Genomic DNA, 24,257 nt, shown 5'->3' with positions numbered 1-24,257 from the left:
AGCGCCCGTCACCTCGCCGACCCGCCGAGGCGACGGGCGCTGCGGCGACCGGCACCCGGCCGGCTCGCCCGAAACCGCCGCCGGTCAGTCGTTCTCCGGGTCGTCGAGCGCCGGCAGCCGTACCGTCACCCGCAGCCCCGGCCCGGTCACCGCCGCGTCCCGGGGCGCGGCGTCCGCGAGTTCCACCGAGCCGCCGGCCCGGCGAACCAACTCGCGCACGATGGCCAGCCCCAGCCCGGTGCCGCCGTCGTCCCGGGCCCGGGCGTCGTCCAGCCGGGTGAACCGGGCGAAGACCCGCTCCCGATCGGCCGCCGGGATGCCCGGCCCGTCGTCGGTCACCGTCACCAGGTGGTACGCCCCCGCCGCCGGGGCCGCCCCGCGCTGGGCGGGCACCGGCGGGTCGAGGTGCGGCCCGCTGACCGCCAGCAGCACCTCGCCGTGCGCGTGCCGCAACGCGTTCTCCACCAGGTTGGCGAGCACCCGGCGCAGCTCCCCCGGGTCGCCCTCGGTCCACAGCGGCCCTGGCGGCGGCGCGACGCGTACCGGCGGGGCGGGGTAGCGGCCGGCGACGGCGCGCAGCAGCTCGCCCAGTTCCACCGGGCCCACCGCCCGCGACGGGTGCCCGTCCGGCCGGGCCGACTGCTCGTCGAGCCGGGCCAGCAGCAGCAGGTCGTCGACGAGCCGGGCCAGCCGGTCGGTGTCCGTGAGCAGGTTCTCCGCCACCGCCGGCCAGTCCGTCGCGCCGCCCAGCCGCCGGGCCACCTCCAGCTCCGTACGCATGTTGGTCAGCGGGCTGCGCAGCTCGTGCGCGGCGTCGGCCACGAAGGCCCGTTGCCGGGCGCGCGACGCCTCCAGCCGGTCGAGCATGTCGTTGAGGGTGACCGCCAGCCGCTGGATCTCGTCCCGCGCCGCCGGTACGGGCAGCCGGCCCGCCCCGGCCCGCCCGGTGATCTCGGCGGCGCCGCTGCGCAACGCCTCCACCGGGCGCAGCGTCGCGCCGACCACCCGCCAGGCGACCACGGCCAGCCCGGCGACCAGCAGCGGGAACCCCACCAGCAGCAGGGTCCGGACCACGTGCAGGCTCTGCCGGACGTCGGTCATCGACTTGGCGACCAGCACGGTGAGCGGATCGTCCGGGGTGCCCGTCGGTACGGTCACCACCCGCACCGGGCCGTTCAGGCCGACCCGCCGCCCGTCCTCCATGAGGCGCTGGCGTTGTCCGGCCCGGACCTGGTCGGTGCTGAGCATCGGGACCAGCCGGTCGGCGTCGATGGAGGCGGCGCGGACCCGACCCTGGGCGTCGACCACCTGCACCCGCAGTTGGCCACCGGCGACCGGCAGCGGGTCGGGCAGGCTGTCCTCGGCGGCCAGCCGCGCGACCGCGTCCGCGGTCTGGAACGCCTCGGCGTCGATCGTGCGCTGCAACGTCCAGCCGAGCGCGCCGAGCAGCAGCACCCCGCCGAGCGCGAACCCGACGCTGAGCCCGGCCACGCCGAGCACCAGCAGCCGGGCCCGCAGGCCGAGGCTGGGCAGCCAGCGACGTGGGCCGGTCATGTGGCGAGACGGTAGCCGGCGCCGCGGACCGTCTCCAGCCGGTCCCGGCCGATCTTGCGGCGCAGGTAGCCGACGTAGACCTCGACGGCGTTCGGGGCGGTGTCCAGGCTGGCGTCCCAGACGTGGTCCAGCAGTTCGGTCTTGGAGACCACCTCGCCGGCCCGGCGCATCAGGTAGTCGAGCAGGGCGTACTCGCGGGTGGTCAGGGCCACCTCGATGTCGGCCCGGGTCACCCGCCGCCGCGCCGGGTCCAGCCGCAGGTCGCCGACCGTGAGCACGGCCGGGCGTTGCGGCGCGCCCCGGCGCAGCAGCGCCCGCAGCCGGGCCAGCAGCACCACGTACGAGAACGGCTTGGTGAGGTAGTCGTCGGCCCCGCAGTCCAGCCCGTCGGCCTGGTCGTACTCGCCGTCCTTGGCCGAGAGCATCAGCACCGGCAGCCAGTGCTCCTCGGCCCGCAGCCGGCGCACCACCTCGTAGCCGGAGAGGCCGGGCAGCATCACGTCGAGGATCATCGCGTCGTAGCCGCCGTGCCGGGCGGCGTCCAGCCCGGCCGGCCCGGTCGACTCGACGTCCACCGCGAAGCCCTCGGCCTGCAGGCCCCGCTGCAACGCGTACGCGAGCCGCGACTCGTCCTCCACCACCAGCAATCGCACCCGTCCAAGGGTGCCACCCGGGTGACACCCCTAGGGAATCTCCTCAGCGGCCTCACAGCGACCTTCAGGCAGCATTACGGTCAGGAGGTGTCCATGATGTCCGTACTGAAGAACCGCGCCGTACTGCGCTGGCTGGTCCCGGTGGCCGCGGGGGTCGCCGTGATCGGCGGTGGGGCCGCGGTCGGCACGTTCGCCGCCGGTGCCGAACCGGCCCTGCCGCCGCGTACCGCGGCACAACTGTTGAACGACCTGCGCACGTCCCGCCTCGACGGGCTCTCCGGCACGGTGGTGCAGCGCGCCGACCTCGGGCTGCCGCCGATCGCCGGCCTGGCCGGCGCGGCCAGCGGGAACGAGCTGGCCAGCCTGCTCACCGGCACGCACACCCTACGCGTCTGGTACGGGGGCCCGGACCGGCAGCGCCTCGCCCTGGTCGACACGCTCGGCGAGCAGGACATGGTGCGCAACGGCCAGGACGTCTGGACGTGGAACAGCCGGACCAACACCGCGTCGCACCGGAAGCTGGCGGCGGGCGAGGCGACCGCGCCGTCCGCGCCGGCCACCCCGGCCGACGCTGCCGACCGGGCGCTCGAGGCGATCGACCCGACCACCGCGGTCACCGTCGGCCGCTCCGCCAGGGTGGCCGGGCGGGACGCGTACGAGCTGGTGCTCACCCCGCGCGACCCCGACTCCCTGGTGCACCAGGTACGGATCGCGTTGGACGCGAAGCAGCACGTGCCGCTGCGGTTCGAGGTGCTGGCCGACGGCGGCGGCCGGCCGGCGTTCGAGGTGGCCTTCACCCAGGTCGACTTCCGTACCCCGGACGCGGACCAGTTCCGGTTCAACCCGCCGCCGGGCGTCTCCGTCAGCGAGGCGACCGACGAGCGCGGGCCGGCCGGGAAGCAGTTCCCGGACACCGACCGGCGGCCGGACGGCCAGACCGTGCGGCCGGACGGCCAGAACGTGCGTACGGTCGGCACCGGCTGGACCACGGTGCTGGTGGCCCGGCTCGACGCGGCCGGACTGACCGACGGCCCGAAGACCGGCCCGAAGACCGACGCGAAGCCGGGCGCGCAGGGCGGCGCCGACGTGGTGGCCCAGGCGCTCGGCGGGTTGCCGAAGGTGAGCGGTGACTGGGGCAGCGGGCGGCTGCTCAGCGGAAAGCTGTTCAGCGTGCTGATCACCGACGACGGCCGGGTGCTGGCCGGCCTGGTCACGCCGGAGCGGCTCTACCAGGCGGCCAAGGGCTGACCCGAGGCCAGGGACCCGGCGGGGGTCCGGTCGGCGCGAGCCGGCCGGGCCCCCGCTTTCGTCTGGGAGAGGAGGCCCGGTCGGACGGGGAGAGGTGCGGCGCGGCGGGATGATGTGGCGGCGGGCCGACTGGCAGGCTTGGTCCACGGCGACGCGACGCGGTATCTTTCTCAGTTCAAACACAAAAAGGAATGGCGCAAAATGCCATTCCTGACGCAGATTTTAGCCAACAAGGAGCCGGCTTGTCAACGTACTCCGACGCATCCGATGAGCTGCACCAGGACGACGAGATCGGCCGCGAGCAGGAGTACGTCTCGATGCTCTACGACCGGCTGGACGACCTGCGCGAGCAGGCCGCCCGGCGGCTCACCGAGGAGCTGCGCACCACCGGCGGCACGTTGCAGGCCCGCTCACAGCGCGACTCCGTCGTCCAGATGTACGCCGACCAGGTCGAGCAGTTCTCCGCGGTGGAGAACGGCCTGTGTTTCGGCCGCCTCGACGGCGACGACGACTCGCGCCGCTACATCGGCCGGATCGGCATCTTCGACACCAGCGGTGACTACGACCCGCTGCTGATGGACTGGCGGGCCCCAGCCGCCCGGGCGTTCTACCTCGCCACCGCCGCCAACCCGCAGGGCGTACGCCGGCGGCGGCACCTGCGTACCCGGGAGCGGAAGGTCACCGGGCTCAACGACGAGGTGCTGGACATCGCCGCCGCCTCCCCCACCGCCCACGAGGAGCTGACCGGCGAGGCGTCCCTGCTCGCCGCGCTCAACGCCGGCCGCACCGGCCGGATGCGCGACATCGTCGAGACCATCCAGGCCGAGCAGGACCGGATCATCCGCGCCGACCTGCCGGGCGTGCTGGTGGTGCAGGGCGGCCCGGGCACCGGCAAGACCGCGGTGGCGCTGCACCGCGCCGCGTACCTGCTCTACACCCACCGGCAGCAGCTCTCCACCCGGGGCGTGCTGCTGGTCGGCCCGAACGTCACCTTCCTGCGCTACATCTCCCAGGTGCTGCCGGCGCTGGCCGAGACGGGTGTGCTGCTGCGTACCCAGGCCGACCTCTTCCCCGGGGTACAGGCCCGGCGGAGCGAGCCGGCTCGGACCGCCGCGCTGAAGGGGCGCGCCGTGCTGGTCGAGGTGCTGGCGAACGCCGTACGGGACCGGCAGTGGGTGCCCGACGAGCCGCTGGAGATCGAGCTGCCGCAGCGGGAGATCCTCACCCTCGACCCGGCCGTGGTGCGGGAGGCCCGCGAGCGGGTCCGCCGGTCGAACCGCCCGCACAACCTGGCCCGGGCGCTGTTCGACATCGAGATCGTGCACGCGCTCGCCGACCAGGTGGCCGAGCGGCTCGGCGCCGACCCGCTCGGCGGGGAGAACCTGCTCTCCGAGGCCGACGTCGCCGAGATCCGCCGGGAGCTGCACGAGGAGCCCGAGGTCCGCGCCACGCTGGACGAGCTGTGGCCGGTGCTCACCCCGCAGCGCCTGCTCGCCGACCTGTACGCCGACCCGCAGCGGATCGCCACCGCCGCGCCCATGCTCACCGACGCCGAGCGGGCGCTGCTGCACCGCGAGCCGGGCGGCTGGACGCCGGCCGACGTGCCGCTGCTGGACGAGGCGGCCGAGCTGCTCGGCGAGGACGAGCGCGCCGCCGCGGCCCGCCGGGAGCGGATCCGGTCCCTGCAACGCGAGTACGCCGAGGGCGTGCTGGAGATCGCCCGGGGTTCCCGGTCGATCGACGTCGAGGACGAGGCGGACGGCGGCGAGATCCTCGGCGTCACCGACCTCATCGACGCCGACCGGCTGCTCGAACGGCAGGAGGAGTCCGAGCGGCTGACCACCGCGCAGCGTGCCGCCGCCGACCGGAGCTGGGCGTTCGGGCACGTCATCGTCGACGAGGCGCAGGAGCTGTCACCGATGGCGTGGCGGCTGCTGATGCGCCGCTGCCCGAGCCGGTCGATGACGATCGTCGGGGACGTGGCGCAGACCGGCGCCCTCGCCGGCACGCCGTCCTGGTCGGAGGCGCTGACCCCGTACGTGGCGGACCGGTGGCGGCTGGAGGAGCTGACCGTCAGCTACCGCACCCCCGCCGAGATCATGGCGGTCGCCGCCGACGTGCTCGCCGAGATCGACCCGGCACTGCGTCCGCCCCGCTCGGTACGCGCCAGCGGCGTACCGCCGTGGGACCGTACCGTCGACGCGGGCCGGCTGGTCGCGGAGCTGGTGGAGGCGACGGCGCGGGAGGCGGCCGGGCTGGCCGACGGGCGGCTCGGGGTGATCGTGCCGGCCGGCCGGGTGGTCGAGTTGGGCGCGGCGGTCACCACCGCGTTGCCGGAGGCCGCGGTGGGCGAGCAGCCGGAGCTGGCGAACCGGGTGGTGGTGCTCACCACCGAACAGGCCAAGGGACTGGAGTTCGACTCGGTGCTGGTGGTCGAGCCGGAGCGGATCGTCGCCGAGTCCCCGCGCGGGCACAGCGACCTCTACGTCGCCCTCACCCGCGCCACCCAACGCCTGGGCGTCCTCCGCACCCCCTGACCCGGAGCACACGCCGAGGGCGGGCGCCCGGATGGGTGCCCGCCCTCGACGTCGGTGGGTCATTCGTTGGTGAAGTTGCCGACCTGGCTACCGCTCGACGAGGCGTCGCTGGTCGAGCCGCCGGCCGGGGTGCTCAGGCCGCCGGTGGTGGCGTCGCCGGTGGTGGTCGGCGCCACCTTGCCCCGGTGCCGCTCCGGCTGCCGGGCCACCCGGCGGGCGCTGGCCGGTCCGGCGGTGCCCCCGGTCGTGGTCACCGCGCCCTGACCCCGGGTCGGCCCGCCGTCGCGCAGCACGGTCGGATCGACCGAAACGTGCGCCGGGTCGTCCGGATCCTCGTCCTGGATCACCCGCAGCACGTCGGTCTGCGGAACGGTGACCTCGTCGAGCGCGCCCTCGCCGTACACGCCGCCGGCGATCCGTTCCTCGGCCCGTCGGGCGGCGTCCTGCCGCATGTCGTCCTCACGCACGTCAACCACCTCGCAGCGTTCTCGGGATCCTTGTTGCGTGCCCGACGGCCGGCGGTCCAAACCCCGCCCCGGGTCGGCCGCCCGGGATACACCGGGACGGCGCCGAGAACCCGGCATACCTCCACGGACGGGACGTCCGGCTCAGATCGCCTCGGCGCGGACGGGCCTCCTCGCCGACCAGCCGGAATAGGTGGCCACGGTCGGCACCCCGCGACCCCGCGCGGAGCCGAACGGGCGCGACCCCGGGAAGCCACGATCCGATCGACGGGTCGGTGTTACCTCTCCGGGGCCTCGGGTAGACGGTGGTTGCCCCCGCCAGGAACGTCGAGCCGCGCCGTGGCCGACACGCGGTAGCGGGGCGAGGGTATGCAGGGAACGACTCATCGCATCCTGAGGAGGACCAGATGAGCACGCAGGCTGCATCCACCAGGCCCATGAACCGGCCGATGCAGGAGGCCCCCAACCGGGCTATGCAGGAGACGCCCGACCGGGCGGCAATGCAGGAGACCCGTCCGATGCCGACGATGCACGACGGCTTCCGGGAGCGGGCACCTGGCACCGAGACGAAGCAGGCGTTCCTGACCACAGAGTTCTGGGTCTACGCCGCCGCTGTCGCGGTTGTCGTGATCACCTCGTACTGGCACGGTTCCATCACCAACGGGCTGAAGATCACCAACCCGAACCTCGCGTGGTGGTACCTGACCGTCCTGACGGGTGCCTACCTGCTGAGCCGTGGTCTGTCCAAGGCTGGTACCACGCGGCGGTCCTTCGCGGAACGCCGAGCGGCCCGGCGTTGAGTGAGCAACACCTGAGAGCGGCGGTGGCCCCGGGATTCGTCCCGGGGCCACCGTCGTCGTACGTCCGCCGAGGCGCGTCGGGCTACTCGTCCCCGCCCTCGTCGTCGCCGCCGAAGCCTTCGAAGGCGTCCTCGATCAGCTCACCGGCGACCATGCCGCCGACCACGCCGAGGGCACCGGCGGCGAGCATGCCGCCCATCCCCGAGCCGCGCTGGCCCTGGTGGCCGTAGTGACCCTGCGGGCCGTAGTGCCCCGGCGGGCCGTACTGGCCCTGGGGGCCGTAGGAGCCGGGCTGCATCCCGTAGCCCTGGGCGCGCAGGCTGCCGTAGCGCGAGGTGGTCTCGCGCAGCCAGCCGTCCACCACCTGGACCCAGTCGGTCCGGCCGGTGTCGCTGTGCGGGACGGCGTACCGGCCGATGACGTCCTGACCTCCGGTGAAGAAGCCGCCGCGCTTGTCGCACTCCAGGATCACCTCGACGCCCTGCGGGCTGGTCACGAAGGTCAACTCGACCTCGTTGACCGCCTGCGCGTACTGCGGCGCGGCGAAAAACTCGATCTCCTGGTAGAACGGGAGCGTCTGCTGCACGCCGTAGATGTGGCCGCGCTCCAGGTCGGCGTGCTTGAAGCGGAACCCGAGCGCCTGGAACGACTCGAGGATGCGCTCGTGGATCGGCAGCGGGTGCACGGCCACCTGATCCAGGTCGCTCTTGTCGACCGCCCGAGCGACCGCCACCTCGGTACGCAGCCCCATGGTCATGCCGTGCAGCCGGTGCCCGTAGACGTCGGTCACCGGGGTCTCCCACGGAACCGGGAACTGGAACGGGATGGAGAGCTGCTGCTTGGGGGCCAACTCCAGCCGGCCGCTGACCGGCATCCGATGGAACTCCATCATGCCGGCGTGATCGCCACCGCCGCTCTCGATCTCCACCCGGGTGACCAGGCCGATGCTGATCTGCTCGATGCTGGCCGGCGCGTCGCCGCCGACCAGGTTGACCTGCCCGTCGAGGGTAAGGCCGGGCCGGGTGTTCGGGTTGGTCAGCACCGTGTCGACGCTCGGGCCACCCACCCCGAACGCGCTCAGCATCTTCTTGAAGACCATCGCCACTCCGCTTCCACCTTTGGCACGCTCCACCCTGGAACGCGGGCCACGAAGGGGACCCTAACCGCCGCCGCTGTGAAATGTCTGAGAGGCACCTTTCCACGTACGACAGTCGTCCGGCCGCCGCGCCGCCGGCGGTAGGACATCGACCCAGCCCGTGACGCTCGGTCACGCCACCGGGAAGACAATGCCCTCTGTTTGGATATGACTCTGAGGCATATTGATGCCTCAGAGTCATCACTGAGAACTGGTTGGCCGGGTGGCCGCGACACGCGGGCCGCCGAGCGCGCCGTTCAGTCGGGAGTGTCGCCGAAGTCGAACTCGCCGTCCTTTACCCCGCCGACGAAGGCCGCCCACTCGTCGGCCGTGTAGATGATCGTCGCAGCGTCCCGCGCCTTGCTGTGCCGGACCGCCACCCGCCCGGAGCCGTCCAGCAGCGGCCCCGCCTCGACGCAACTCCCACCATTGTCGTTGCTCTTGGTGCTGATGTGCCAGGCCACCGCCGGCAGACCCTCGCTCATGACAACTCCTCCACGATGCTGGCGATCAGCTGTGCCGACTCACTCGTACCCAGCGCAGCTTCCCTGAGCCGATCGTACGCATGGACAAACCTCATTGATTTGGGTGCCTCCACATAAAGCCGGCCAGCCAGGTTCTCCAGGTAGGCGACCGCCGGATAGGGCCTCGGCAGGGTGAACAGGGTGAAAGAACCGTCCAGGCCGGCGTGCAACGCGGTCGAAGAAGGCAGCACCCTGACCTCCACGTTCCGCCGTAATGCCAGCTCGTGAAGGTGTTGAAGCTGCGCAGACATCGTTCGCCGGCCACCGACAAGTCGGCGCAGAACGGACTCGTCGAGGACGGCCGCCACCCTTGTGGATCGGTCCAGGACCTTTTGGCGCTCAAGTCTCAACTGCACCCAACGAGCAATCTTCGCCGCTGGCACGTCAGGCTTCTCCGCGTTGCGAATGACCGCCTCGGCATAGTCGCGGGTCTGCATGAGGCCTGGCAGCAAGATGGTGTTGTACGAGGTGATCTTCTCGGCTCGGCCCTCCAGCCAGGGGTATTCGATGAATGAGGAGTCGACGACGTCGCCGTAGTCGTCGTCCCAGCGGTCGGTGCGCCAGACCTCCTCGGCCAGCGCCAGCAGGCGAGCCCGCTCGGCCGCATTGTGAAAGCCGTACAGGTCCAGCAGCGCGGTGACATCGCCCTTTCGAATGGGCCAGTCGGCACGCTCGTAGCGGCCCAGCGCCGACATGTCGCGTTGCAGGTGCTCCGAGACGAGCTTCAAGGTCATCCCCCGCTCCTCTCGCAACGCCCGTAGCTGCTGCCCGAGCCACTGTGCCCGCAGCGTCCGAATGAACGGCTTGTGCGGCATGATCCACCTCTCGAAAAAGTTGGCGAAGCCCGCGAAGGAACCATTGCTCCAGTTCAAGCCCACTGGAAATGTGGCCTTCGGGTGAGGGTGATCACCGGCCCCCGGGGACGCCCGGTGCAAGCGCGGCAACCGCGGCTGTGCCAACAGCCGAGAAGGTGACGAGAGACGGCCTCGCGTGTGGCAGACGCATACCGGCTCTCGTCGGGTCTCAACATGGGGCGTCGGGACATAAGCGGCCCGGCCCCGATCCGACTTGACGAATACCTATCACGGACAGGCGGGTCGTTGCGACCCCGTCCTGTCCGACATCAGGACCATCCACCGGCAGCCCGGTGGCCGTACCCGCCGATTGAGGCTGCGGTCGCCGGGCGGGCGGTCCTGCCCGGAATTCCCCCTCCGGGCAGGACCGCCCCTCCAACCCGAGGAAGGGAGCCGACCGATGAACCGAGGCACCGTCTACGGCAGCGCGCCGCCCCGGCTGCATCCACGAAACGTCCGCGACCGGCATTTCTCCACCGTGGGGTTCGGCCGGCGCGGCCTTGACCCGCAGGAGGTACGGCACTTCCTGCACCGGGTCGCGCTGGAACTGGCCAGCCTGCATCAGGACGTCGCCCGGCTGAACGAGGAGAACATCCGGATCAAGCGGGCGTTGCGCGACTGGCAGAGCGCTCAGGCCCAGCGGCGCCAATCGTGAGCGACCCCGCTGGGCCGCCGCCGCTGCCTGTCGGGCCGGTCTTCGCGCCTCTGCCCCGGGCCGCCGTCGCGGCATTCACCAGGACGGACGCGAGCCCGCCCCGCTACGTGATCCATCTGCCGGTGCTGGTCGGCGGCCTCGACGCGGCGCTCGGCCTGGCCCGCACGCTGGCCCGGTCGCTGGCCACCCGGCCGGAGGTCGACGTCGCCGGCGCCACCGTCTCCGAGGAGGACACCCAACACGTACGGCACTGGGTGTTCTGCGACTGGATCATGCCGGACCGCCGTCGGTGCTACCTGCCGGCCGGTCACAGCGGTCCGTGCGGGCCCGAGGAACCGCCGTAGGTCCGGATCGGTCCACGAAAGGCCCCGGCAGCTCAGTCGGCGTCCACCACGACCAGCTCGCCGACCTGCTCACCGACCTGCTCGCGTGCCTCGTGCGGCAGGCCGGCGTCGGTGATGAGCACGTCGGCCTCCGCGAGCGGGGCGATCGTCGCGATGCCGATGGTCTCCCACTTGGTGTGGTCGGCGAGCACCACGAGCCGCCGGGCCGCGTCGATCAACCGCCGGTTGACCGCCGCCTCCAGCAGGTTCGGGGTGGTGAACCCGGTCCGTGGAGTCATCCCGTGCACCCCGAGGAAGAGCAGGTCGACGTTGAGCGCGGCGATGGCCTCCTCGGCCACCGGCCCGGTCAGCGCGTCCGACGGCGTACGGAGGCCGCCGGTGAGCACCACCGTCTGGTCGGCGCGGGGATTCTGGTGGAGGGCGTCGGCGACCGGTATCGAGTTGGTGACCACGGTGAGGCCGCGTACCTCGGCCAGCCGGGCGGCGAGGGCGGCGGTGGTGGTGCCGGCGGAGAGCGCGATCGCCATCCCGGGCTCGACCAGGCGGGCGGCCCGCTCTGCGATGGCCCGCTTCTCGGCCTGCTGCCGGATCGACTTCGCGGCGAAGCCGGGTTCCTCGGCCGACCCGGGGCCGGCGAGGGTCGCCCCACCGTGGACCTTGTCGACCAGCCCTCGTTCGGCGAGCACCTCCAGGTCCCGCCGGATGGTCATGTCCGACACCCCGAACCGGCTGACCAGGTGGCTGACCCGGACGCCACCGCGCTGGCGGATCAGCTCCAGGATGGCGCTCTGCCGTTGCTGGGCGAGCATCAGACCTCCTTCGCGGGCTCCTCGCGGACCACCGCCACCTCGCCGGCCGGCACGACCAACTCGCCCGCACACCGGCCGCCGCCCAGCAGCTCGGTGCCGGTGACGGCCAGCCGGGCCTCGGCGTCGCCGTGGTTGATGACGAACAGCCAGCTCCGGTCGGCGGCGCGCCGCCGGACCACCTCCACCCCCTCGGGCGCGGGCACCGGCGGGCGGGCCCCGGACTCGGCCAGCAGCCGGGCCACCAGGCGGTCGGTGCCTGTCTCGTCGAGCCGGGTGCCGACGTACCAGGCGGCTCCGGCGCCGACGGCGTGCCGGGTCAGCGCCGGCACACCGGGCAGCGGCCCGTCGGCGTACGTGGTGAGCACCTCCGCCCCCTCGGCGTGCAGCCACTCGGTCCACACGTCGGCGCCCGAGCCGTCGTCCAGGCGTACCCGCTCGCCGGCGCGGAGCGGGAAGAACTCCTCGGTCCACACCCCGAGCAGGTCACGGTACGCGCCCGGGTAGCCGCCGAGCCGGATGTGGTCGTGCTCGTCGACGATGCCGCTGAAGTACGTGACCAGCGCGGTCCCGCCCGCCTCGACGTACCGCCGCATGGCCGCGGCGTCGGCGTCGCGGACCAGGTAGAGGGTGGGCACCAGGACCAGCCGGTAGCGGGACAGGTCGGCCGACGGGTGCACCACGTCGGCGGTGACCCCGGCCCGCCAGAGCGCCCCGTGCAGGTCGGCGAGCCGGTCGACGTAGGTGACGTCGACGCTCGGGTGGGAGTCGAGTTCGACGCCCCACCACGCCTCGTAGTCGAACAGGATCGCCACGTCGGCCTCGACCCGGCTGCCGCGTACCTCGGCGAGGGCCGCCAGGTCGGCGCCGAGCCGGCACACCTCGCGGAACACCTTGGTCTCCGGGCCGGCGTGCGGGACCAGCGCGGAGTGGAACTTCTCCGCGCCCGCCCGGGAGGCCCGCCACTGGAAGAACAGCACCCCGTCGGCGCCGCGCGCCACGTGCGCGAGGCTGTTGCGCCGGAGCTGGCCGGGGGTCTTGGCGACGTTGCGCGGCTGCCAGTTGACCGCGCTGGTGGAGTGCTCCATCAGCAGCCACGGCCCGCCACCGGCGACGCCCCGGGTGTGGTCGGCGGCGAGCGCCAGGTCGACGTGGGGCCGCGGGTCGGCGGCGATCAGGTAGTGGTCGTTGGCGACCAGGTCCACGTCGGGCGCCCAGGAGTGGTAGTCCAGGTGCTTCACGCCGGTGCCGATCATGAAGTTCGTGGTTACCGGCTGCGGGGCGAGCCGGGTCAGCAGCTCCCGCTCGGCGCGCAGTTGGGCCCGCTGCTCGTCCGAGGAGAAGCGCAGGAAGTCCAGCTGCTGGGTCGGGTTGGCGAAGGTCGGGGCGGTACGCGGCGGGTTGACCTCCGCCCAGTCGTGGTAGCGCTGGCTCCAGAACGCGGTGCCCCAGGCGGCGTTCAGCGCGTCCAGGTCGCCGTAACGCACCCGCAGCCAGCGGCGGAACGCCTCGGCGCTGACATCGCAGTAGCAGTGCACGTTGTGGCAGCCCAGCTCGTTGGAGACGTGCCACATGACCACGGCCGGGTGGTCGGCGTACCGGCCGGCGACGGCCTCGACCAGGGCGAGCGAGCGCGCCCGGAAGATCGGCGAGCTGGGGCAGTACGCCTGCCGCCCGCCCGGCCACAGCAGCGTGCCGTCGGCCCGGCGGGGCAGCGTCTCCGGGTGCCGGTGGGCCAGCCAGGGCGGCGGGCTGGCGGTGGCGGTGGCGAGGTCCACATTGATCCCGCCACCGTGCAGCAGGTCCAGCACGCGGTCCAGCCAGCCGAACTCGTATCGGTCGGGGGCGGGCTCCAGCAGGGCCCAGGAGAAGATCCCGACCGAGACCAGGTTGACCCCGGCCCGGCGCATCAGCGCCACGTCCTCGGCCCAGGTCTCCTCGGGCCACTGTTCCGGGTTGTAGTCGGCGCCGTACCAGATGCCCGCACCGTGCCAGTTCCGCATGACAGCAGAGGGTGCCCCCGAAGCGCACCCAAGTCAACACGTTCCAACATCGACAGAGATTCAGCTCAACCTCTTGACAGCGCAAAACCAGGGGGTAGCTTCAACCGCCACCGGCTGTTTGTGTTCGGACATGTGGATTCACGGTGGAACTGTCCCCTGCCCGCCGATCACGCAGGAGCGCACAATGTCCCGTCCTCGATCGCAAGCCGAGTACCTCGCCCGACTCGTACCCCCGTCCGTCGCCGGCCTCAACCGCCGCTCGCTGCTGGCCGGGGCGGCCGGCGCGGGCGCGCTGCTCGGCACGGGAGTGCTCGCTGGTTGCGGCTCCGACTCCGGCTCCGGCACGGACTCCAAGACCGTGTCGGTCGGCTCGAACGCCTCGGACCCGACGCCGAAGGACGTCCTCGCCAAGCTGACGGCGGCCTTCCAGGGTTCGTCCGGGATCCAGGCCAACATCAACACGGTCGACCACAACACTTTCCAGGAGAACATCAACAACTACCTGCAGGGCAAGCCGGACGACGTGTTCACCTGGTTCGCCGGCTACCGGATGCGGTTCTTCGCGGCCAAGGGCCTGGCCGGCGACGTCAGCGACGTCTGGGGCAAGCTCTCCGGGTTCTCGGACGCGTTCAAGAAGGCGTCCACCGGGGACGACGGGAAGCAGTACTTCGTGCCGGCGTCGTATTACCCGTGGGCGGTCTTCTACCGCAAGTCGGTCTGGCAGCAGCACGGCTACCAGGTGCCGCAGACCCTCGACGCGCTGAACGCCCTCGGCGCGCAGATGAAGAAGGACGGCCTGAACCCGATCGCCTTCGCCGACAAGGACGGCTGGCCGGCCATGGGCACCTTCGACATCCTCAACCTGCGGATCAACGGCTACCAGTTCCACATCGACCTGATGGCCGGCAAGGAGGCGTGGACCTCCGACAAGGTGAAGAAGGTCTTCGACACCTGGGCCGGGCTGCTGCCGCTGCACCAGCCGGACGCGCTGGGCCGGACCTGGCAGGAGGCCGCCCAGTCGTTGCAGCAGAAGAAGAGCGGCATGTACCTGCTCGGCCTCTTCGTCGCCCAGCAGTTCAACGACAACGAGCAGGACGACATCGACTTCTTCACCTTCCCCGAGATCGACTCGACGATCGGGGCCAAGGCCCTGGACGCGCCGATCGACGGCTACATGATGGCCCGCAAGCCGAAGTCCACGGCGAACGCCAAGAAGCTGCTGGAGTACATCGGCAGCGTCGACGCCGCGAACATCATGGTGAAGGGCGACCCGGGCACCCTGGTCGCCAACACCGGCGCGGACACCAGCGGCTACACCGCCTTGCAGAAGAAGGCCGCCGAACTGGTCGGCTCGGCCACCGAGATCGCCCAGTTCCTCGACCGGGACACCCGGCCGGACTTCGCCTCCACCGTGATCATCCCGGCGTTCCAGCAGTTCATCAAGGACCCGAAGAACATCGGCGGGCTGCTGACCAGCATCGAGAACCAGAAAAAGTCGATCTTCACCAGCTGACGGCGGAAAGGGGAAGGACACCGTGTCCGACCTGCCCCTGATCCAAGCGGATCACGCCGTGCCAGCACCGGCCGCGACCACCTCCCCCGGTGGTCGCCGCCGCCGGCTACGGCTCCTGTCCCGTACCGACCGCGTGGTGATCACGCTGATGGTGCTCGTACCCCTGATCCTCGTCTGCGGGCTGGTCTGGCTGCCGGCGCTGGCCACCGTGCTGCTCTCCGGCACCAACTGGGACGGGATCGGCCCCATCGGCGAGATCGACTGGGTCGGGTGGAAGAACTACGACGACGTGGTGAACATCTACCCGCCGTTCGTGCCGGCGATCCAGAACAACCTGCTCTGGCTGGCCGCCCTGTTCGTGGTGGCCACCCCGTTCGGGATGCTCCTCGCCGTGCTGCTCGACAAGGAGATGCGCGGCAGCCGGTTCTACCAGACCGCGCTCTACCTGCCGGTGGTGCTCTCCCTGGCGCTGATCGGCTTCGTCTGGCAGCTCATCTACAGCCGCGACCAGGGCCTGCTCAACGCGGTGCTGGGCAGCAACGTCGACTGGTACGGCGACCCGCACGTCAACATCTGGGCGGTCCTGGTGGCCGCCGGGTGGCGGCACGTCGGCTACATCATGCTGCTCTACCTGGCCGGCCTGAAGGGCGTCGACCCGTCGCTGCGCGAGGCCGCCGCGGTGGACGGCTCCTCGGAGACCAGCACCTTCTTCCGGGTGGTCTTCCCGGTGATGCGGCCGATCAACATCATCGTGCTGGTGGTGACGGTGATCGAGTCGCTGCGCGCGTTCGACCTGGTCTGGGTCATCAACAAGGGCCGCAACGGGCTGGAGCTGCTCTCCGCGCTGGTCACCGCGAACGTGGTCGGCGAGGCGAGCCGGATCGGCTTCGGCTCCGCGCTGGCGACGATCATGCTGGTCGTCTCCCTGGTCTTCATCACCGTCTACCTGGCCACCGTCATGCGGGAGGACCGGCGATGATCGCCATCTCGACCCGGGAGCCCACGGCCGCCGCGCCGGCCGGGCGCCGCCGGCCACTGCGGCCCGCCCGGCTGGTCCTGCACCTCTTCCTGGGTACGGTGGCGGTCGGCTGGCTCTTCCCGATCCTCTGGGCGGTGCTGACCTCGCTGCGCTCGTACCAGTACACCGCCGCCCATGGCTACGTCTCGCTCGGCGGCTGGACCGTCGACAACTACGTCACCGCCTGGCGGACCGCCGAGTTCGGCAAGCACTTCCTCAACTCGGTCTACATCACGGTCCCGGCGGTGCTGCTGACCCTCTTCCTCGCCTCCTGCGTGGCGTTCGTGATCGCCCGGTTCAGCTGGCGGGTCAACCTCGTCCTGCTCGGGCTGTTCACCGCGGCGAACCTGCTGCCGCAGCAGGCCCTGCTGATCCCGCTGTTCCGGATGTTCACCCAGATCCCGCTGCCGTCCTGGATGAGCGACTCGGAGCTGCTCTACGACAGCTACTGGGGACTGATCCTGGTCAACGTCGCCTTCCAGTGCGGCTTCTGCGTCTTCGTGCTGAGCAACTACATGAAGGCCCTGCCGCACGATCTGTACGAGGCGGCGATGGTCGACGGGGCGAGCGTCTGGCGGCAGTACTGGCAGATCACCATGCCGCTGTGCCGGCCGGCCCTGGCCGCCCTCGCCACCCTTGAGGTGACCTGGATCTACAACGAGTTCTTCTGGGCCACCGTGCTGATGCGCAGCGGCGACAAGTTCCCGGTGACCAGTTCGCTGAACAACCTGCGCGGCGAGTTCTTCACCGACAACAACCTCGTCTCGGCCGGCTCGGTGCTGGTCGCGATCCCCACCCTGGTGATCTTCTTCCTGTTGCAGAAGCAGTTCGTCCGGGGCCTGACCCTGGGAGCGAGCAAGGGATGACGATCCTCCACCTGCGACGCGGACGGACCAGCCTGGTGCTCGACGCGCGCGGTCCGGGGCTGCCTCGGGTCGTGCACTGGGGTGCCGACCTCGGCCCGCTGCCCGCCGACGACCTGCCCGCCCTGGTCGACGCCACCATTGCGCCGGTGGTGCCGAGCAGCTTCGACATGCCAACCGTGCTGTCCCTGCTGCCCGAGGCGAGCGCCGGCTGGAGCGGCCGGCCGGGACTGTCCGGCCACCGTGACCGCCGGGACTGGTCGACCGCCTTCCGGCTCACCGCCGTGGACGTGCTCGACGAGCCGGCCGCCGAGGCGGGCGCGCAGGGCGGCACTGCGGGCACCGGCTCGCCATCGGCCCCGGACCCGAGCCGCGTGGCCGGCGGCGGGGACGCGGTGCGCGTATCCGGGGAGGAGCGGGACCCCGACGGGGCCGGGGTCGCGCGGGTGAGCGTGCGGGCGGCGGACCCGGGCGCGGGGTTGTCCCTCACCGTCGAGATCACACTGCACCCGACCGGGCTGCTGACGCTGCGGCACCGGCTGCGCAACGACGGCGACCGGGCGTACGAGGTGCGGGAGCTGACCCCGGTGCTGCCGGTGCCGGCGGTCGCCACCGAACTGCTCGACCTGACCGGGCGCTGGTGCCGGGAACGCGCCCCGCAGCGGCACCCGTGGCCGATGGGCGCCTGGGTACGCGAGGGCCGGCACGGCCGGACCGGTCACGACGCCACACTGCTGCTGGTCGCCGGCACACCCGGGTTCGGCTTCCGGCACGGCGAGGTGTGGGCGGTGCACACCGCGTGGAGCGGCGACCACGTCACGGTGGCCGAGCGCCGCCCGACCGGCGAGTCCACCCTCGGCGGCGGCGAACTGCTCACCCCCGGCGAGATCCTGCTCGCCCCCGGTGCCGAGTACGCCACTCCGCTGCTCTACGCGGTGCACTCCGCCGACGGGCTGGACGGGCTCAGCGACGTGCTGCACGCCCACCTGCGGGCCCGTCCCCGGCATCCGCGCACGCCCCGCCCGGTGACGCTGAACGTCTGGGAGGCCGTCTACTTCGACCACGACCTGGACCGGCTCGCCGGGCTCGCCGACCGGGCCGCCGAGGTGGGCGTGGAACGCTTCGTGCTCGACGACGGCTGGTTCCGGGGCCGCCGGCACGACCGGGCCGGGCTGGGCGACTGGTGGGTCGACGACGACGTCTGGCCGGACGGGCTGCAACCGCTCATCGACCACGTACGCGGCCACGGGATGCAGTTCGGGCTCTGGGTCGAGCCCGAGATGGTCAACCCCGACTCCGACCTGTTCCGGGCCCACCCGGACTGGGTGCTCCAGGCGCCCGGCCGGCTGCCGCCCGAGTGGCGGCACCAGCAGGTGCTCGACCTCGCCCACCCCGACGCGTACGCCCACCTGCTGTCCCGGTTGGACGCGCTGCTCGGCGGCCACGACGGCATCGCGTACCTGAAGTGGGACCACAACCGGGATCTCACCGAGGCCGGGCACGCCGGCCGGCCCGGGGTGCACGCGCAGACCGTGGCGGTCTACCGGCTGCTCGACGAGCTGCGCGCCCGGCACCCCGGCGTGGAGATCGAGAGCTGCTCGTCCGGCGGCGCCCGGGTCGACCTGGAGATCCTGGGCCGCACCGACCGGGTCTGGGCCAGCGACTGCAACGACGCGCTGGAGCGGCTCTCCATCCAGCGCTGGACCGGGCTGCTGCTCCCGCCCGAGCTGGTCGGCACCCACATCGGGCCGGGCCGCTCGCACACCACCCACCGGGTGCACGACCTGGGCTTCCGGGCGGTCACCGCGCTCTTCGGCCACCACGGCATCGAGTGGGACATCAGCGCGATCAGCGCGGCGGAGCGGGCCGAACTCGCCGCCTGGGTCGCGCTGCACAAGCGGCTGCGCCCGCTGCTGCACGGCGGCCGGGTGGTCCGGGTCGACCACCCGGACCACCCGGCCGTGCAGGCACACGGCGTGGTGGCCCACGACCGGTCCCGAGCGGTGTACGCGGTCTCGCGCCTGGCCACGTCGGTCGCCCAGGTGCCCGGCCCGGTACGCCTGCCGGGACTGGACCCGTCCCGGCGCTACCGGGTACGCCCGCCGGCCGGGGTGCCAGAACCGGCGCTCCTGGAGCTGGCCCCGCCGGGCTGGCTGGCCTCGGCCGACGGGGTGACGCTCGGCGGCTCGGTGCTCGCCACGGTGGGGCTTCAGCTGCCGGCCCTGCATCCCGAGCAGGCGCTGCTGCTGGAGGTCAACGCCGTCGCGTAGACCTCGCTACCTGGGCAGCCGATCGGTCCACTCGGCGGTCAGGGTGAACATCGCGTCCCCCGGCGTCGACATCCGGGCCCCGTCCGCGGTGACGAAGAAGTTGGTCTTCCGGATCCGGCTGGTGGTCGGGTCCACGACCAGGCGGGCCACCGTCTCCCCGTTGAGGCGGATCAGCAGACCCCGGCCGCCGTCCGTCGCGCCGGTGCTCGTCACCTCGGGATACGCGGCGACCGCCCGAAAGGCGGCGGCCCGGACCTCGGGCGGGGCGGGCAACTGGGCCAGCAGGGCGAGCAGGCCGTCGAAGACCATCTGCTCCCGCATCGCGGCGTCCGGCCGGCCGGCGCTGGTCCGGACGTCGCTGCTCCGTACCGACTCGGTGATCCAGTGCTTCAGCGCGGCCGGCTCGGTCGGCAACTGCTGGAGCTGCGCGAGGCTCACCTCGGGGCCGCCGAGCCGGAACGACGCGGCCCAGGAAAGCGCGATCACGTCGCCGCCGGTCTTCGCGCCCCGAACCCAGGTCCGGCCGTCGCGCCCGGTCCAGCTCTCCCACTCGGTATCGGTGGACGTCGTCCGCAGATACCAGTAGGCACCGGAGGTGGCGGGCGCCTGCTCGGCGGTGGTGGCGGCGGCGAGCAGGATCTGCTGGCCGGAGGAGGCGGCCGTGGCCGGGCCGTCGGCCGCACCCCCGGAGCCGCCGGACCCGCCGACGCCGATCACCACCACCGCCGCGGCCGCGGCGAGGGCCCCGGTCAGCGCCGAGGCCAGGATCAGCCGGCGCCGTGGCGCGGTGCGGCGTGCCGCCCGCTCGGCCGAGGGGTGGTCGGTGTGGATCTCGTTCATCACGAACTCCTGGATCAACCGGTGGCGGTCGCTCGGCAGGTCCCGCTCCGCCGGCGCCGGCAGCAGCCCGGCCAGGTCGGCGCGTACGTCTCTCGGGTCGGCGTTCATCGGGCGTTCTCCTGAGCGAACCGGACCGCGATCGTGCGGTCGACTGATACCTGTCCACGACCGCCGGGCGGTTCCGTGTTCTCCCCGGGCGGTGCCACGACTCCCCGGGGCGGATCGAGCCGCCCGGCGCCGACGAGCTTGTGCAGCTTGGTCCGGGCCCGGGACAGCCGGGACCGCACCGTCCCGACCGGTACGCCGAGCGCCGCCGCTGCCTCGGCGTAGTCGAGCCCGGACCAGACGCAGAGCGCCAGCACCTCGCGTTCGGGCTGGCGCAGCGCCGCGAGGGCGGTACGGACCCGGGCGAGGCGTTCCCGGTCCCGGAGGCGGCCGGCGACCTCCTCGGCGAAGTCCGGCACCACCTCCGGCGGGGGGAGCCGGGCCAGGGCACCGGCGTACCGGCGGGTGGCTCGGCGTACGTTGCGCGCGACGTTGGTGGCGATGCCGAGCAGCCAGGGCCGCAGCGCGCCGGCCTCGCCGCCGACGTCCACCCGGTCCCGCAGCCGCCAGGCTTCGAGGAAGGTCAGCGACACCACGTCCTCGGCCACCGACCAGTCCCCGGTCAGCCGGAAGCCGTGGTTGTAGACCGACCGGGCATGGTCGTCGAACAGCTGCCGGAACGCCTCGGGATCCCCGGCCCGTATCCGGCCGCGCACACTCATCTCCACACGCATCTGCTGTCCGTTCGACGGCCGGGGGTTCCCGAACGGTCCTGCCGGGGCACCCCATTCTTTTGCACATCGACCGGAAGGGCTCCGAAAGTTTTCGGGATCACCGGCCCACCTCCCGGCTCCTGAACCATGGTTTTCATCGATTCGATGCGGCGACGAGCACCCAAGGTGGCCGACGACCAGGGTGGACAGCCACGCGCGCGTTTTCCGCTCAGGACAAGGCTTCCACGGCACTTCCGGAAGTTGTTGACATCGCGAGGGACCCGGACCAATACTGTCGCCAATCGAGAGACCTCGATCGCGGTCGATACGGATCGCCCGGCGACCCGGCCCCCGGGTCAACCACCACCCCGAACCGACACCCCCGCCGGGTCGTATCACGCTGCCCGTCCCCCGCCAGCCCCCACCAGGAGGAGGCGCACCCGTATGCGAACCACACCACACCCGCCGAAGCGGTCCCTGATCGCGGGCCTCGCCGTCGCCGCGATGGTCGCGGCCAGCAGCGTCGCCGTCTCCCTCGCCGTCACCGCCGCCCCGGCGCAGGCCGCCGCCTGCAACGGGTACGTCGGGCTCACCTTCGACGACGGCCCGTCCGGCAACACTGCCGCCCTGCTCAACGCACTCAAGCAGAACGGGCTGCGGGCCACGATGTTCAACACGGGTCAGAACGCGGCCGCCAACCCGGGCCAGGTCCGGGCCCAGGTCGACGCCGGCATGTGGGTCGGCAACCACAGCTACACCCACCCGCACCTGATCCAGCAGAGCCAGGCGCAGATCGACTCCGAACTCTCCCGTACGCAGCAGGCCATCGCCAACGCGGGCGGCGGCACGCCGAAGCTGTTCCGCCCGCCGTACGGCGAGACGAACTCGACCCTGAAATCGGTGGAGGCCAAGTACGGCCTGACCGAGATCATCTGGGACGTCGACTCGCAGGACTGGAACAACGCCAGCGTCGACGCGATCGTGCAGGCCAACGCCCGGCTCACCAACGGCCAGGTCATCCTCATGCACGACTGGCCCGCCAACACGCTCGCGGCGATCCCGCGTATCGCGCAGGGGCTGGCCAGTCGCGGCCTGTGCGCCGGCATGATCTCCCCGCAGACCGGTCGCGCCGTGGCCCCCGACGGCGGTGGCAGCGGTGGTGGTGGCGGCGGTGGCGGTAGCTGCACCGCGACGCTGTCGGCCGGCCAGCAGTGGAGCGACCGCTACAACCTCAACGTCTCGGTGTCGGGCTCCAACGCCTGGACCGTCACGATGAACATTCCGTCCCCCGCGAAGGTCATCGCCACCTGGAACATCAACGCCACCTGGACCAACTCCCAGACGATGGTCGCCACGCCCAACGGCAGCGGCAACAACTTCGGGGTCACCATCCAGCACAACGGCAACTGGACCTGGCCGACGGTGTCCTGCCGAGCAGGCTGACCTGACCCGCGCCCGGTGGTCGTCGCCCGGCGACCCCGGCTGAGCCGGCCGAACGTCGAAGAGGGTTCCCGCACGTCACCGACCTGCGGGAACCCTCTCACTGTCCGTCGAGGTTCGGCCCCGGGCGGTCCTCTTGCCGAGAATTCTCCGGCGCGGATGTCGAGAACCGGGGTGGCGGCTTCTACCGGGGGTAGGAAGCACCGAGAATCGGTGCACAGGCATGAGGAGCCAACCGTGAAGTACATGCTGTTGATGCAGTTCAGCGCCGCCGCGACCGACTTCCCGTCGATCGACACCTGGACGCCGGAGGAGATGCAGGCGCACATCGGGTTCATGCGGGAGGTCAACGCCAAGCTCACCGCCGACGGGGAACTGGTCCAGGCGGAGGGGCTGGCCGGGCCCCAGCAGGCACGCATCGTCCGGGCCGGTGAGGGCGGCGCTCCGGTGGTCACCGAGGGGCCGTTCGCGGAGACCAAGGAGTTCCTCGCCGGCTGGTGGATCGTGGACTGCGAGACGCCGCGGCGGGCGGTCGAGATCGCCGCGCACATCTCCACCGCTCCGGGCCCCGGCGGGCGACCGCTGAACATGCCGATCGAGGTGCACCCGGTCATGTCCGCGCCGCCGCAGGAGATGTGACCGCTGGGCGCTCCGGAACGGCCCGTCGAGGACCTGCTGCGCGAGCTGGCGCCGCAGGTCCTCGGCGTGCTCGCCCGCCGGTTCGGTGACTTCGCCACCGCCGAGGACGCGGTGCAGGAGGCGTTGCTGGCCGCGGCCACCCAGTGGCCGGCCGACGGGCTGCCGGACAATCCGCGCGGCTGGCTCGTCCAGGTCGCGTACCGCCGGATGATCGAGCTGGTCCGGGCCGAGGCCGCCCGGCGTGACCGGGAGGACCGTGCCGCCCGGCGGGAGGGCGACCAGCGGCGGACTGCGCCGGCCGCGGACGAGCCGCTGGTCACGGACCGGGACGACACCCTGATCCTGCTCTTCCTCTGCTGTCACCCGACGCTGTCGACGGCGTCGGCGATCGCGCTGACCCTGCGGGCGGTGGGTGGCCTGAGCACCGCCGAGATCGCCCGCGCCTTCCTCGTGCCCGAGGCCACCATGGCGCAGCGGATCAGCCGTGCCAAGCAGCGCATCCGCAGCTCGGGGCTGCCGTTCCGGATGCCCGACGAGGGCGAGCGGGAGGGCCGGCTCGCCACGGTGCTGCACGTGCTCTACCTGATCTTCACCGAGGGCCACACGGCCAGCCTCGGCGCGGACCTGCGCCGGGTGGACCTGTCCGAGGAGGCGATCCGGCTGACCCGGGCGATGCACGCGCTGCTGCCCGACGACAGCGAGGTGGCCGGGCTGCTCGCCCTGATGCTGCTCACCGAGGCCCGCGCCGCCGCCCGGACCGGCCCCTCCGGCGAGCTGATCTCGCTGGCCGACCAGGACCGGAGCCGGTGGGACGCGACCGCGATCGCCGAAGGGACCGCGCTGGTCACCCGGGCGATGTCCCGGGGGCCGGTCGGGCCGTACCAGCTCCAGGCCGCCGTAGCCGCGCTGCACGACGAGGCGGCCACCCCCGCGCAGACCGACTGGCCGCAGATCCTCGCCCTCTACCAGGTGCTGGAGCGCCTCTCCGGAAACCCGGTGGTGGCGCTCAACCGGGCGGTCGCCACCGCGATGGTGCACGGACCGGCCGCCGGGCTGGCCGCCCTCGCCGACCTGGACGCCGATCCCCGGTTGTCCGGACACCACCGCCTCGACGCGGCCCGGGCCCACCTGTACGAGATGGCCGGCGACCGCGAGCGGGCGGTCGCCCACTACCGGGCCGCAGCCGGCCTGACCACCAGCCTCCCCGAGCAGCGCTACCTGCAGATGCGGGCCGCCCGGCTGGCCCAGAGCTGATCCACTTCATCTCGGCGAGGTGGCGGTGTCCCGGCGGCCCGGATACCGCCACGTCGGCGATCCGGCGGGTGGCCGGGCCCGTGCG

The 24,257-nt window shown here is 72.3% G+C and carries 22 protein-coding genes; 12 read left to right on the top strand and 10 right to left on the bottom strand.

The window, feature by feature from the left end:
• Positions 1 to 84: 84 nt before the first annotated feature.
• Both GA0070621_RS02605 and GA0070621_RS02600 read right to left on the bottom strand, forming a co-directional pair.
• Complete coding sequence (locus GA0070621_RS02605; RefSeq protein ID WP_407940366.1) at positions 85 to 1,503, bottom strand: ATP-binding protein; 1,419 nt, start codon at positions 1,501 to 1,503, stop codon at positions 85 to 87.
• A 47-nt stretch (positions 1,504 to 1,550) separates the two neighbouring features.
• Positions 1,551 to 2,207, bottom strand: a complete 657-nt coding sequence (locus GA0070621_RS02600; protein WP_091191282.1) for a response regulator transcription factor — start codon at positions 2,205 to 2,207, stop codon at positions 1,551 to 1,553.
• A 96-nt stretch (positions 2,208 to 2,303) separates the two neighbouring features.
• On the opposite strand from GA0070621_RS02600, the gene GA0070621_RS02595 reads away from it, so the two are divergent.
• A complete protein-coding gene (locus GA0070621_RS02595; protein ID WP_091201903.1) occupies positions 2,304 to 3,455 on the top strand; it encodes a LolA family protein in 1,152 nt (383 codons plus the stop codon).
• 317 nt (positions 3,456 to 3,772) lie between these two features.
• Positions 3,773 to 5,992 carry a HelD family protein gene (locus GA0070621_RS02590; RefSeq protein ID WP_197673976.1) on the top strand — a complete coding sequence of 740 codons (2,220 nt, stop codon included), beginning with the start codon at positions 3,773 to 3,775 and terminating at the stop codon, positions 5,990 to 5,992.
• A gap of 59 nt (positions 5,993 to 6,051) precedes the next feature.
• Here GA0070621_RS02590 and GA0070621_RS02585 read toward each other — a convergent pair whose 3' ends face one another.
• Entirely contained in the window at positions 6,052 to 6,459 is a 408-nt protein-coding gene (locus tag GA0070621_RS02585; protein ID WP_091191280.1) for a hypothetical protein, read from the bottom strand.
• A gap of 470 nt (positions 6,460 to 6,929) precedes the next feature.
• Between GA0070621_RS02585 and GA0070621_RS02580 the strand changes: the two genes are divergently transcribed.
• Positions 6,930 to 7,256: a hypothetical protein gene (locus GA0070621_RS02580; RefSeq protein ID WP_197673975.1), complete on the top strand. Its 327-nt coding sequence runs from the start codon at positions 6,930 to 6,932 to the stop codon at positions 7,254 to 7,256.
• A gap of 82 nt (positions 7,257 to 7,338) precedes the next feature.
• Here GA0070621_RS02580 and GA0070621_RS02575 read toward each other — a convergent pair whose 3' ends face one another.
• The 3 genes from GA0070621_RS02575 to GA0070621_RS02565 form a co-directional block, all read right to left on the bottom strand.
• Positions 7,339 to 8,355 (bottom strand): sporulation protein, encoded by a 1,017-nt coding sequence (locus tag GA0070621_RS02575; RefSeq protein WP_091201901.1) that lies wholly within the window; start codon positions 8,353 to 8,355, stop codon positions 7,339 to 7,341.
• Between the two features lie 293 nt (positions 8,356 to 8,648).
• Positions 8,649 to 8,876, bottom strand: coding sequence for a DUF397 domain-containing protein (locus GA0070621_RS02570; RefSeq protein WP_091191276.1), 228 nt, complete (start codon positions 8,874 to 8,876; stop codon positions 8,649 to 8,651).
• Positions 8,873 to 9,730 carry a helix-turn-helix domain-containing protein gene (locus GA0070621_RS02565; RefSeq protein WP_091201899.1) on the bottom strand — a complete coding sequence of 286 codons (858 nt, stop codon included), beginning with the start codon at positions 9,728 to 9,730 and terminating at the stop codon, positions 8,873 to 8,875. Before GA0070621_RS02565 ends, GA0070621_RS02570 begins: the two co-directional genes overlap by 4 nt.
• A gap of 439 nt (positions 9,731 to 10,169) precedes the next feature.
• Here GA0070621_RS02565 and GA0070621_RS02560 point away from each other — a divergent pair, with 439 nt between their 5' ends.
• Together GA0070621_RS02560 and GA0070621_RS02555 are read left to right on the top strand one after the other, a co-directional pair.
• Positions 10,170 to 10,424: a DivIVA domain-containing protein gene (locus tag GA0070621_RS02560; RefSeq protein ID WP_091191274.1), complete on the top strand. Its 255-nt coding sequence runs from the start codon at positions 10,170 to 10,172 to the stop codon at positions 10,422 to 10,424.
• Positions 10,421 to 10,768: a hypothetical protein gene (locus GA0070621_RS02555; RefSeq protein WP_167666519.1), complete on the top strand. Its 348-nt coding sequence runs from the start codon at positions 10,421 to 10,423 to the stop codon at positions 10,766 to 10,768. The genes GA0070621_RS02560 and GA0070621_RS02555 overlap by 4 nt, the downstream gene beginning before the upstream one ends.
• Positions 10,769 to 10,800: 32 nt before the next feature.
• Here GA0070621_RS02555 and GA0070621_RS02550 read toward each other — a convergent pair whose 3' ends face one another.
• Complete coding sequence (locus GA0070621_RS02550) at positions 10,801 to 11,577, bottom strand: DeoR/GlpR family DNA-binding transcription regulator (RefSeq protein WP_091191271.1); 777 nt, start codon at positions 11,575 to 11,577, stop codon at positions 10,801 to 10,803.
• Entirely contained in the window at positions 11,577 to 13,577 is a 2,001-nt protein-coding gene (locus GA0070621_RS02545; protein ID WP_091191269.1) for a beta-galactosidase, read from the bottom strand. Before GA0070621_RS02545 ends, GA0070621_RS02550 begins: the two co-directional genes overlap by 1 nt.
• 184 nt (positions 13,578 to 13,761) lie before the next feature.
• Between GA0070621_RS02545 and GA0070621_RS02540 the strand changes: the two genes are divergently transcribed.
• The 4 genes from GA0070621_RS02540 to GA0070621_RS02525 are packed head-to-tail and all read left to right on the top strand — an operon-like array spanning position 13,762 to position 19,241.
• Positions 13,762 to 15,090, top strand: a complete 1,329-nt coding sequence (locus GA0070621_RS02540) for an ABC transporter substrate-binding protein (RefSeq protein ID WP_091191268.1) — start codon at positions 13,762 to 13,764, stop codon at positions 15,088 to 15,090.
• A gap of 22 nt (positions 15,091 to 15,112) precedes the next feature.
• Complete coding sequence (locus tag GA0070621_RS02535) at positions 15,113 to 16,069, top strand: carbohydrate ABC transporter permease (protein ID WP_091191266.1); 957 nt, start codon at positions 15,113 to 15,115, stop codon at positions 16,067 to 16,069.
• Positions 16,066 to 16,974 (top strand): carbohydrate ABC transporter permease, encoded by a 909-nt coding sequence (locus tag GA0070621_RS02530; RefSeq protein ID WP_091191264.1) that lies wholly within the window; start codon positions 16,066 to 16,068, stop codon positions 16,972 to 16,974. The genes GA0070621_RS02535 and GA0070621_RS02530 overlap by 4 nt, the downstream gene beginning before the upstream one ends.
• Complete coding sequence (locus GA0070621_RS02525) at positions 16,971 to 19,241, top strand: alpha-galactosidase (RefSeq protein WP_091191262.1); 2,271 nt, start codon at positions 16,971 to 16,973, stop codon at positions 19,239 to 19,241. Before GA0070621_RS02530 ends, GA0070621_RS02525 begins: the two co-directional genes overlap by 4 nt.
• Positions 19,242 to 19,247: 6 nt before the next feature.
• On the opposite strand, the gene GA0070621_RS02520 is transcribed toward GA0070621_RS02525, so the two are convergent.
• Positions 19,248 to 20,189, bottom strand: a complete 942-nt coding sequence (locus GA0070621_RS02520) for a CU044_5270 family protein (protein ID WP_091191260.1) — start codon at positions 20,187 to 20,189, stop codon at positions 19,248 to 19,250.
• Complete coding sequence (locus tag GA0070621_RS02515) at positions 20,186 to 20,860, bottom strand: RNA polymerase sigma factor (protein WP_197673939.1); 675 nt, start codon at positions 20,858 to 20,860, stop codon at positions 20,186 to 20,188. Before GA0070621_RS02515 ends, GA0070621_RS02520 begins: the two co-directional genes overlap by 4 nt.
• Before the next feature lie 423 nt (positions 20,861 to 21,283).
• Here GA0070621_RS02515 and GA0070621_RS02510 point away from each other — a divergent pair, with 423 nt between their 5' ends.
• From GA0070621_RS02510 to GA0070621_RS02500, 3 genes are all read left to right on the top strand, one after another.
• The gene (locus GA0070621_RS02510) at positions 21,284 to 22,282 is read left to right on the top strand and encodes a polysaccharide deacetylase family protein (protein ID WP_091191258.1); all 999 of its coding nucleotides are present in this window, start codon (positions 21,284 to 21,286) and stop codon (positions 22,280 to 22,282) included.
• Between the two features lie 243 nt (positions 22,283 to 22,525).
• Positions 22,526 to 22,918, top strand: a complete 393-nt coding sequence (locus GA0070621_RS02505; protein WP_197673974.1) for a YciI family protein — start codon at positions 22,526 to 22,528, stop codon at positions 22,916 to 22,918.
• Positions 22,919 to 22,921: 3 nt separating this feature from the next.
• Entirely contained in the window at positions 22,922 to 24,172 is a 1,251-nt protein-coding gene (locus GA0070621_RS02500) for an RNA polymerase sigma factor (RefSeq protein WP_091191255.1), read from the top strand.
• Positions 24,173 to 24,257: the final 85 nt, after the last annotated feature.

Source organism: Micromonospora narathiwatensis (assembly GCF_900089605.1).
Classification (GTDB): domain Bacteria; phylum Actinomycetota; class Actinomycetes; order Mycobacteriales; family Micromonosporaceae; genus Micromonospora; species Micromonospora narathiwatensis.
Note: the sequence above shows the minus strand (reverse complement) of the source record. Positions and strands in the feature narration are given on the sequence as shown.

Bases quoted from the DNA above. Each gene is read 5' to 3' on its own strand.
- GA0070621_RS02595 (WP_091201903.1), top strand. From the start codon at position 2,304: ATGTCCGTACTGAAGAACCGCGCCGTACTGCGCTGGCTGGTCCCGGTG.
- GA0070621_RS02590 (WP_197673976.1), top strand. From the start codon at position 3,773: ATGCTCTACGACCGGCTGGACGACCTGCGCGAGCAGGCCGCCCGGCGG.
- GA0070621_RS02580 (WP_197673975.1), top strand. From the start codon at position 6,930: ATGCAGGAGACGCCCGACCGGGCGGCAATGCAGGAGACCCGTCCGATG.
- GA0070621_RS02575 (WP_091201901.1), bottom strand. From the start codon at position 8,355: ATGGTCTTCAAGAAGATGCTGAGCGCGTTCGGGGTGGGTGGCCCGAGC.
- GA0070621_RS02570 (WP_091191276.1), bottom strand. From the start codon at position 8,876: ATGAGCGAGGGTCTGCCGGCGGTGGCCTGGCACATCAGCACCAAGAGC.
- GA0070621_RS02565 (WP_091201899.1), bottom strand. From the start codon at position 9,730: ATGCCGCACAAGCCGTTCATTCGGACGCTGCGGGCACAGTGGCTCGGG.
- GA0070621_RS02560 (WP_091191274.1), top strand. From the start codon at position 10,170: ATGAACCGAGGCACCGTCTACGGCAGCGCGCCGCCCCGGCTGCATCCA.
- GA0070621_RS02550 (WP_091191271.1), bottom strand. From the start codon at position 11,577: ATGCTCGCCCAGCAACGGCAGAGCGCCATCCTGGAGCTGATCCGCCAG.
- GA0070621_RS02545 (WP_091191269.1), bottom strand. From the start codon at position 13,577: ATGCGGAACTGGCACGGTGCGGGCATCTGGTACGGCGCCGACTACAAC.
- GA0070621_RS02540 (WP_091191268.1), top strand. From the start codon at position 13,762: ATGTCCCGTCCTCGATCGCAAGCCGAGTACCTCGCCCGACTCGTACCC.
- GA0070621_RS02530 (WP_091191264.1), top strand. From the start codon at position 16,066: ATGATCGCCATCTCGACCCGGGAGCCCACGGCCGCCGCGCCGGCCGGG.
- GA0070621_RS02525 (WP_091191262.1), top strand. From the start codon at position 16,971: ATGACGATCCTCCACCTGCGACGCGGACGGACCAGCCTGGTGCTCGAC.
- GA0070621_RS02520 (WP_091191260.1), bottom strand. From the start codon at position 20,189: ATGAACGCCGACCCGAGAGACGTACGCGCCGACCTGGCCGGGCTGCTG.
- GA0070621_RS02515 (WP_197673939.1), bottom strand. From the start codon at position 20,860: ATGCGTGTGGAGATGAGTGTGCGCGGCCGGATACGGGCCGGGGATCCC.
- GA0070621_RS02510 (WP_091191258.1), top strand. From the start codon at position 21,284: ATGCGAACCACACCACACCCGCCGAAGCGGTCCCTGATCGCGGGCCTC.
- GA0070621_RS02505 (WP_197673974.1), top strand. From the start codon at position 22,526: ATGCTGTTGATGCAGTTCAGCGCCGCCGCGACCGACTTCCCGTCGATC.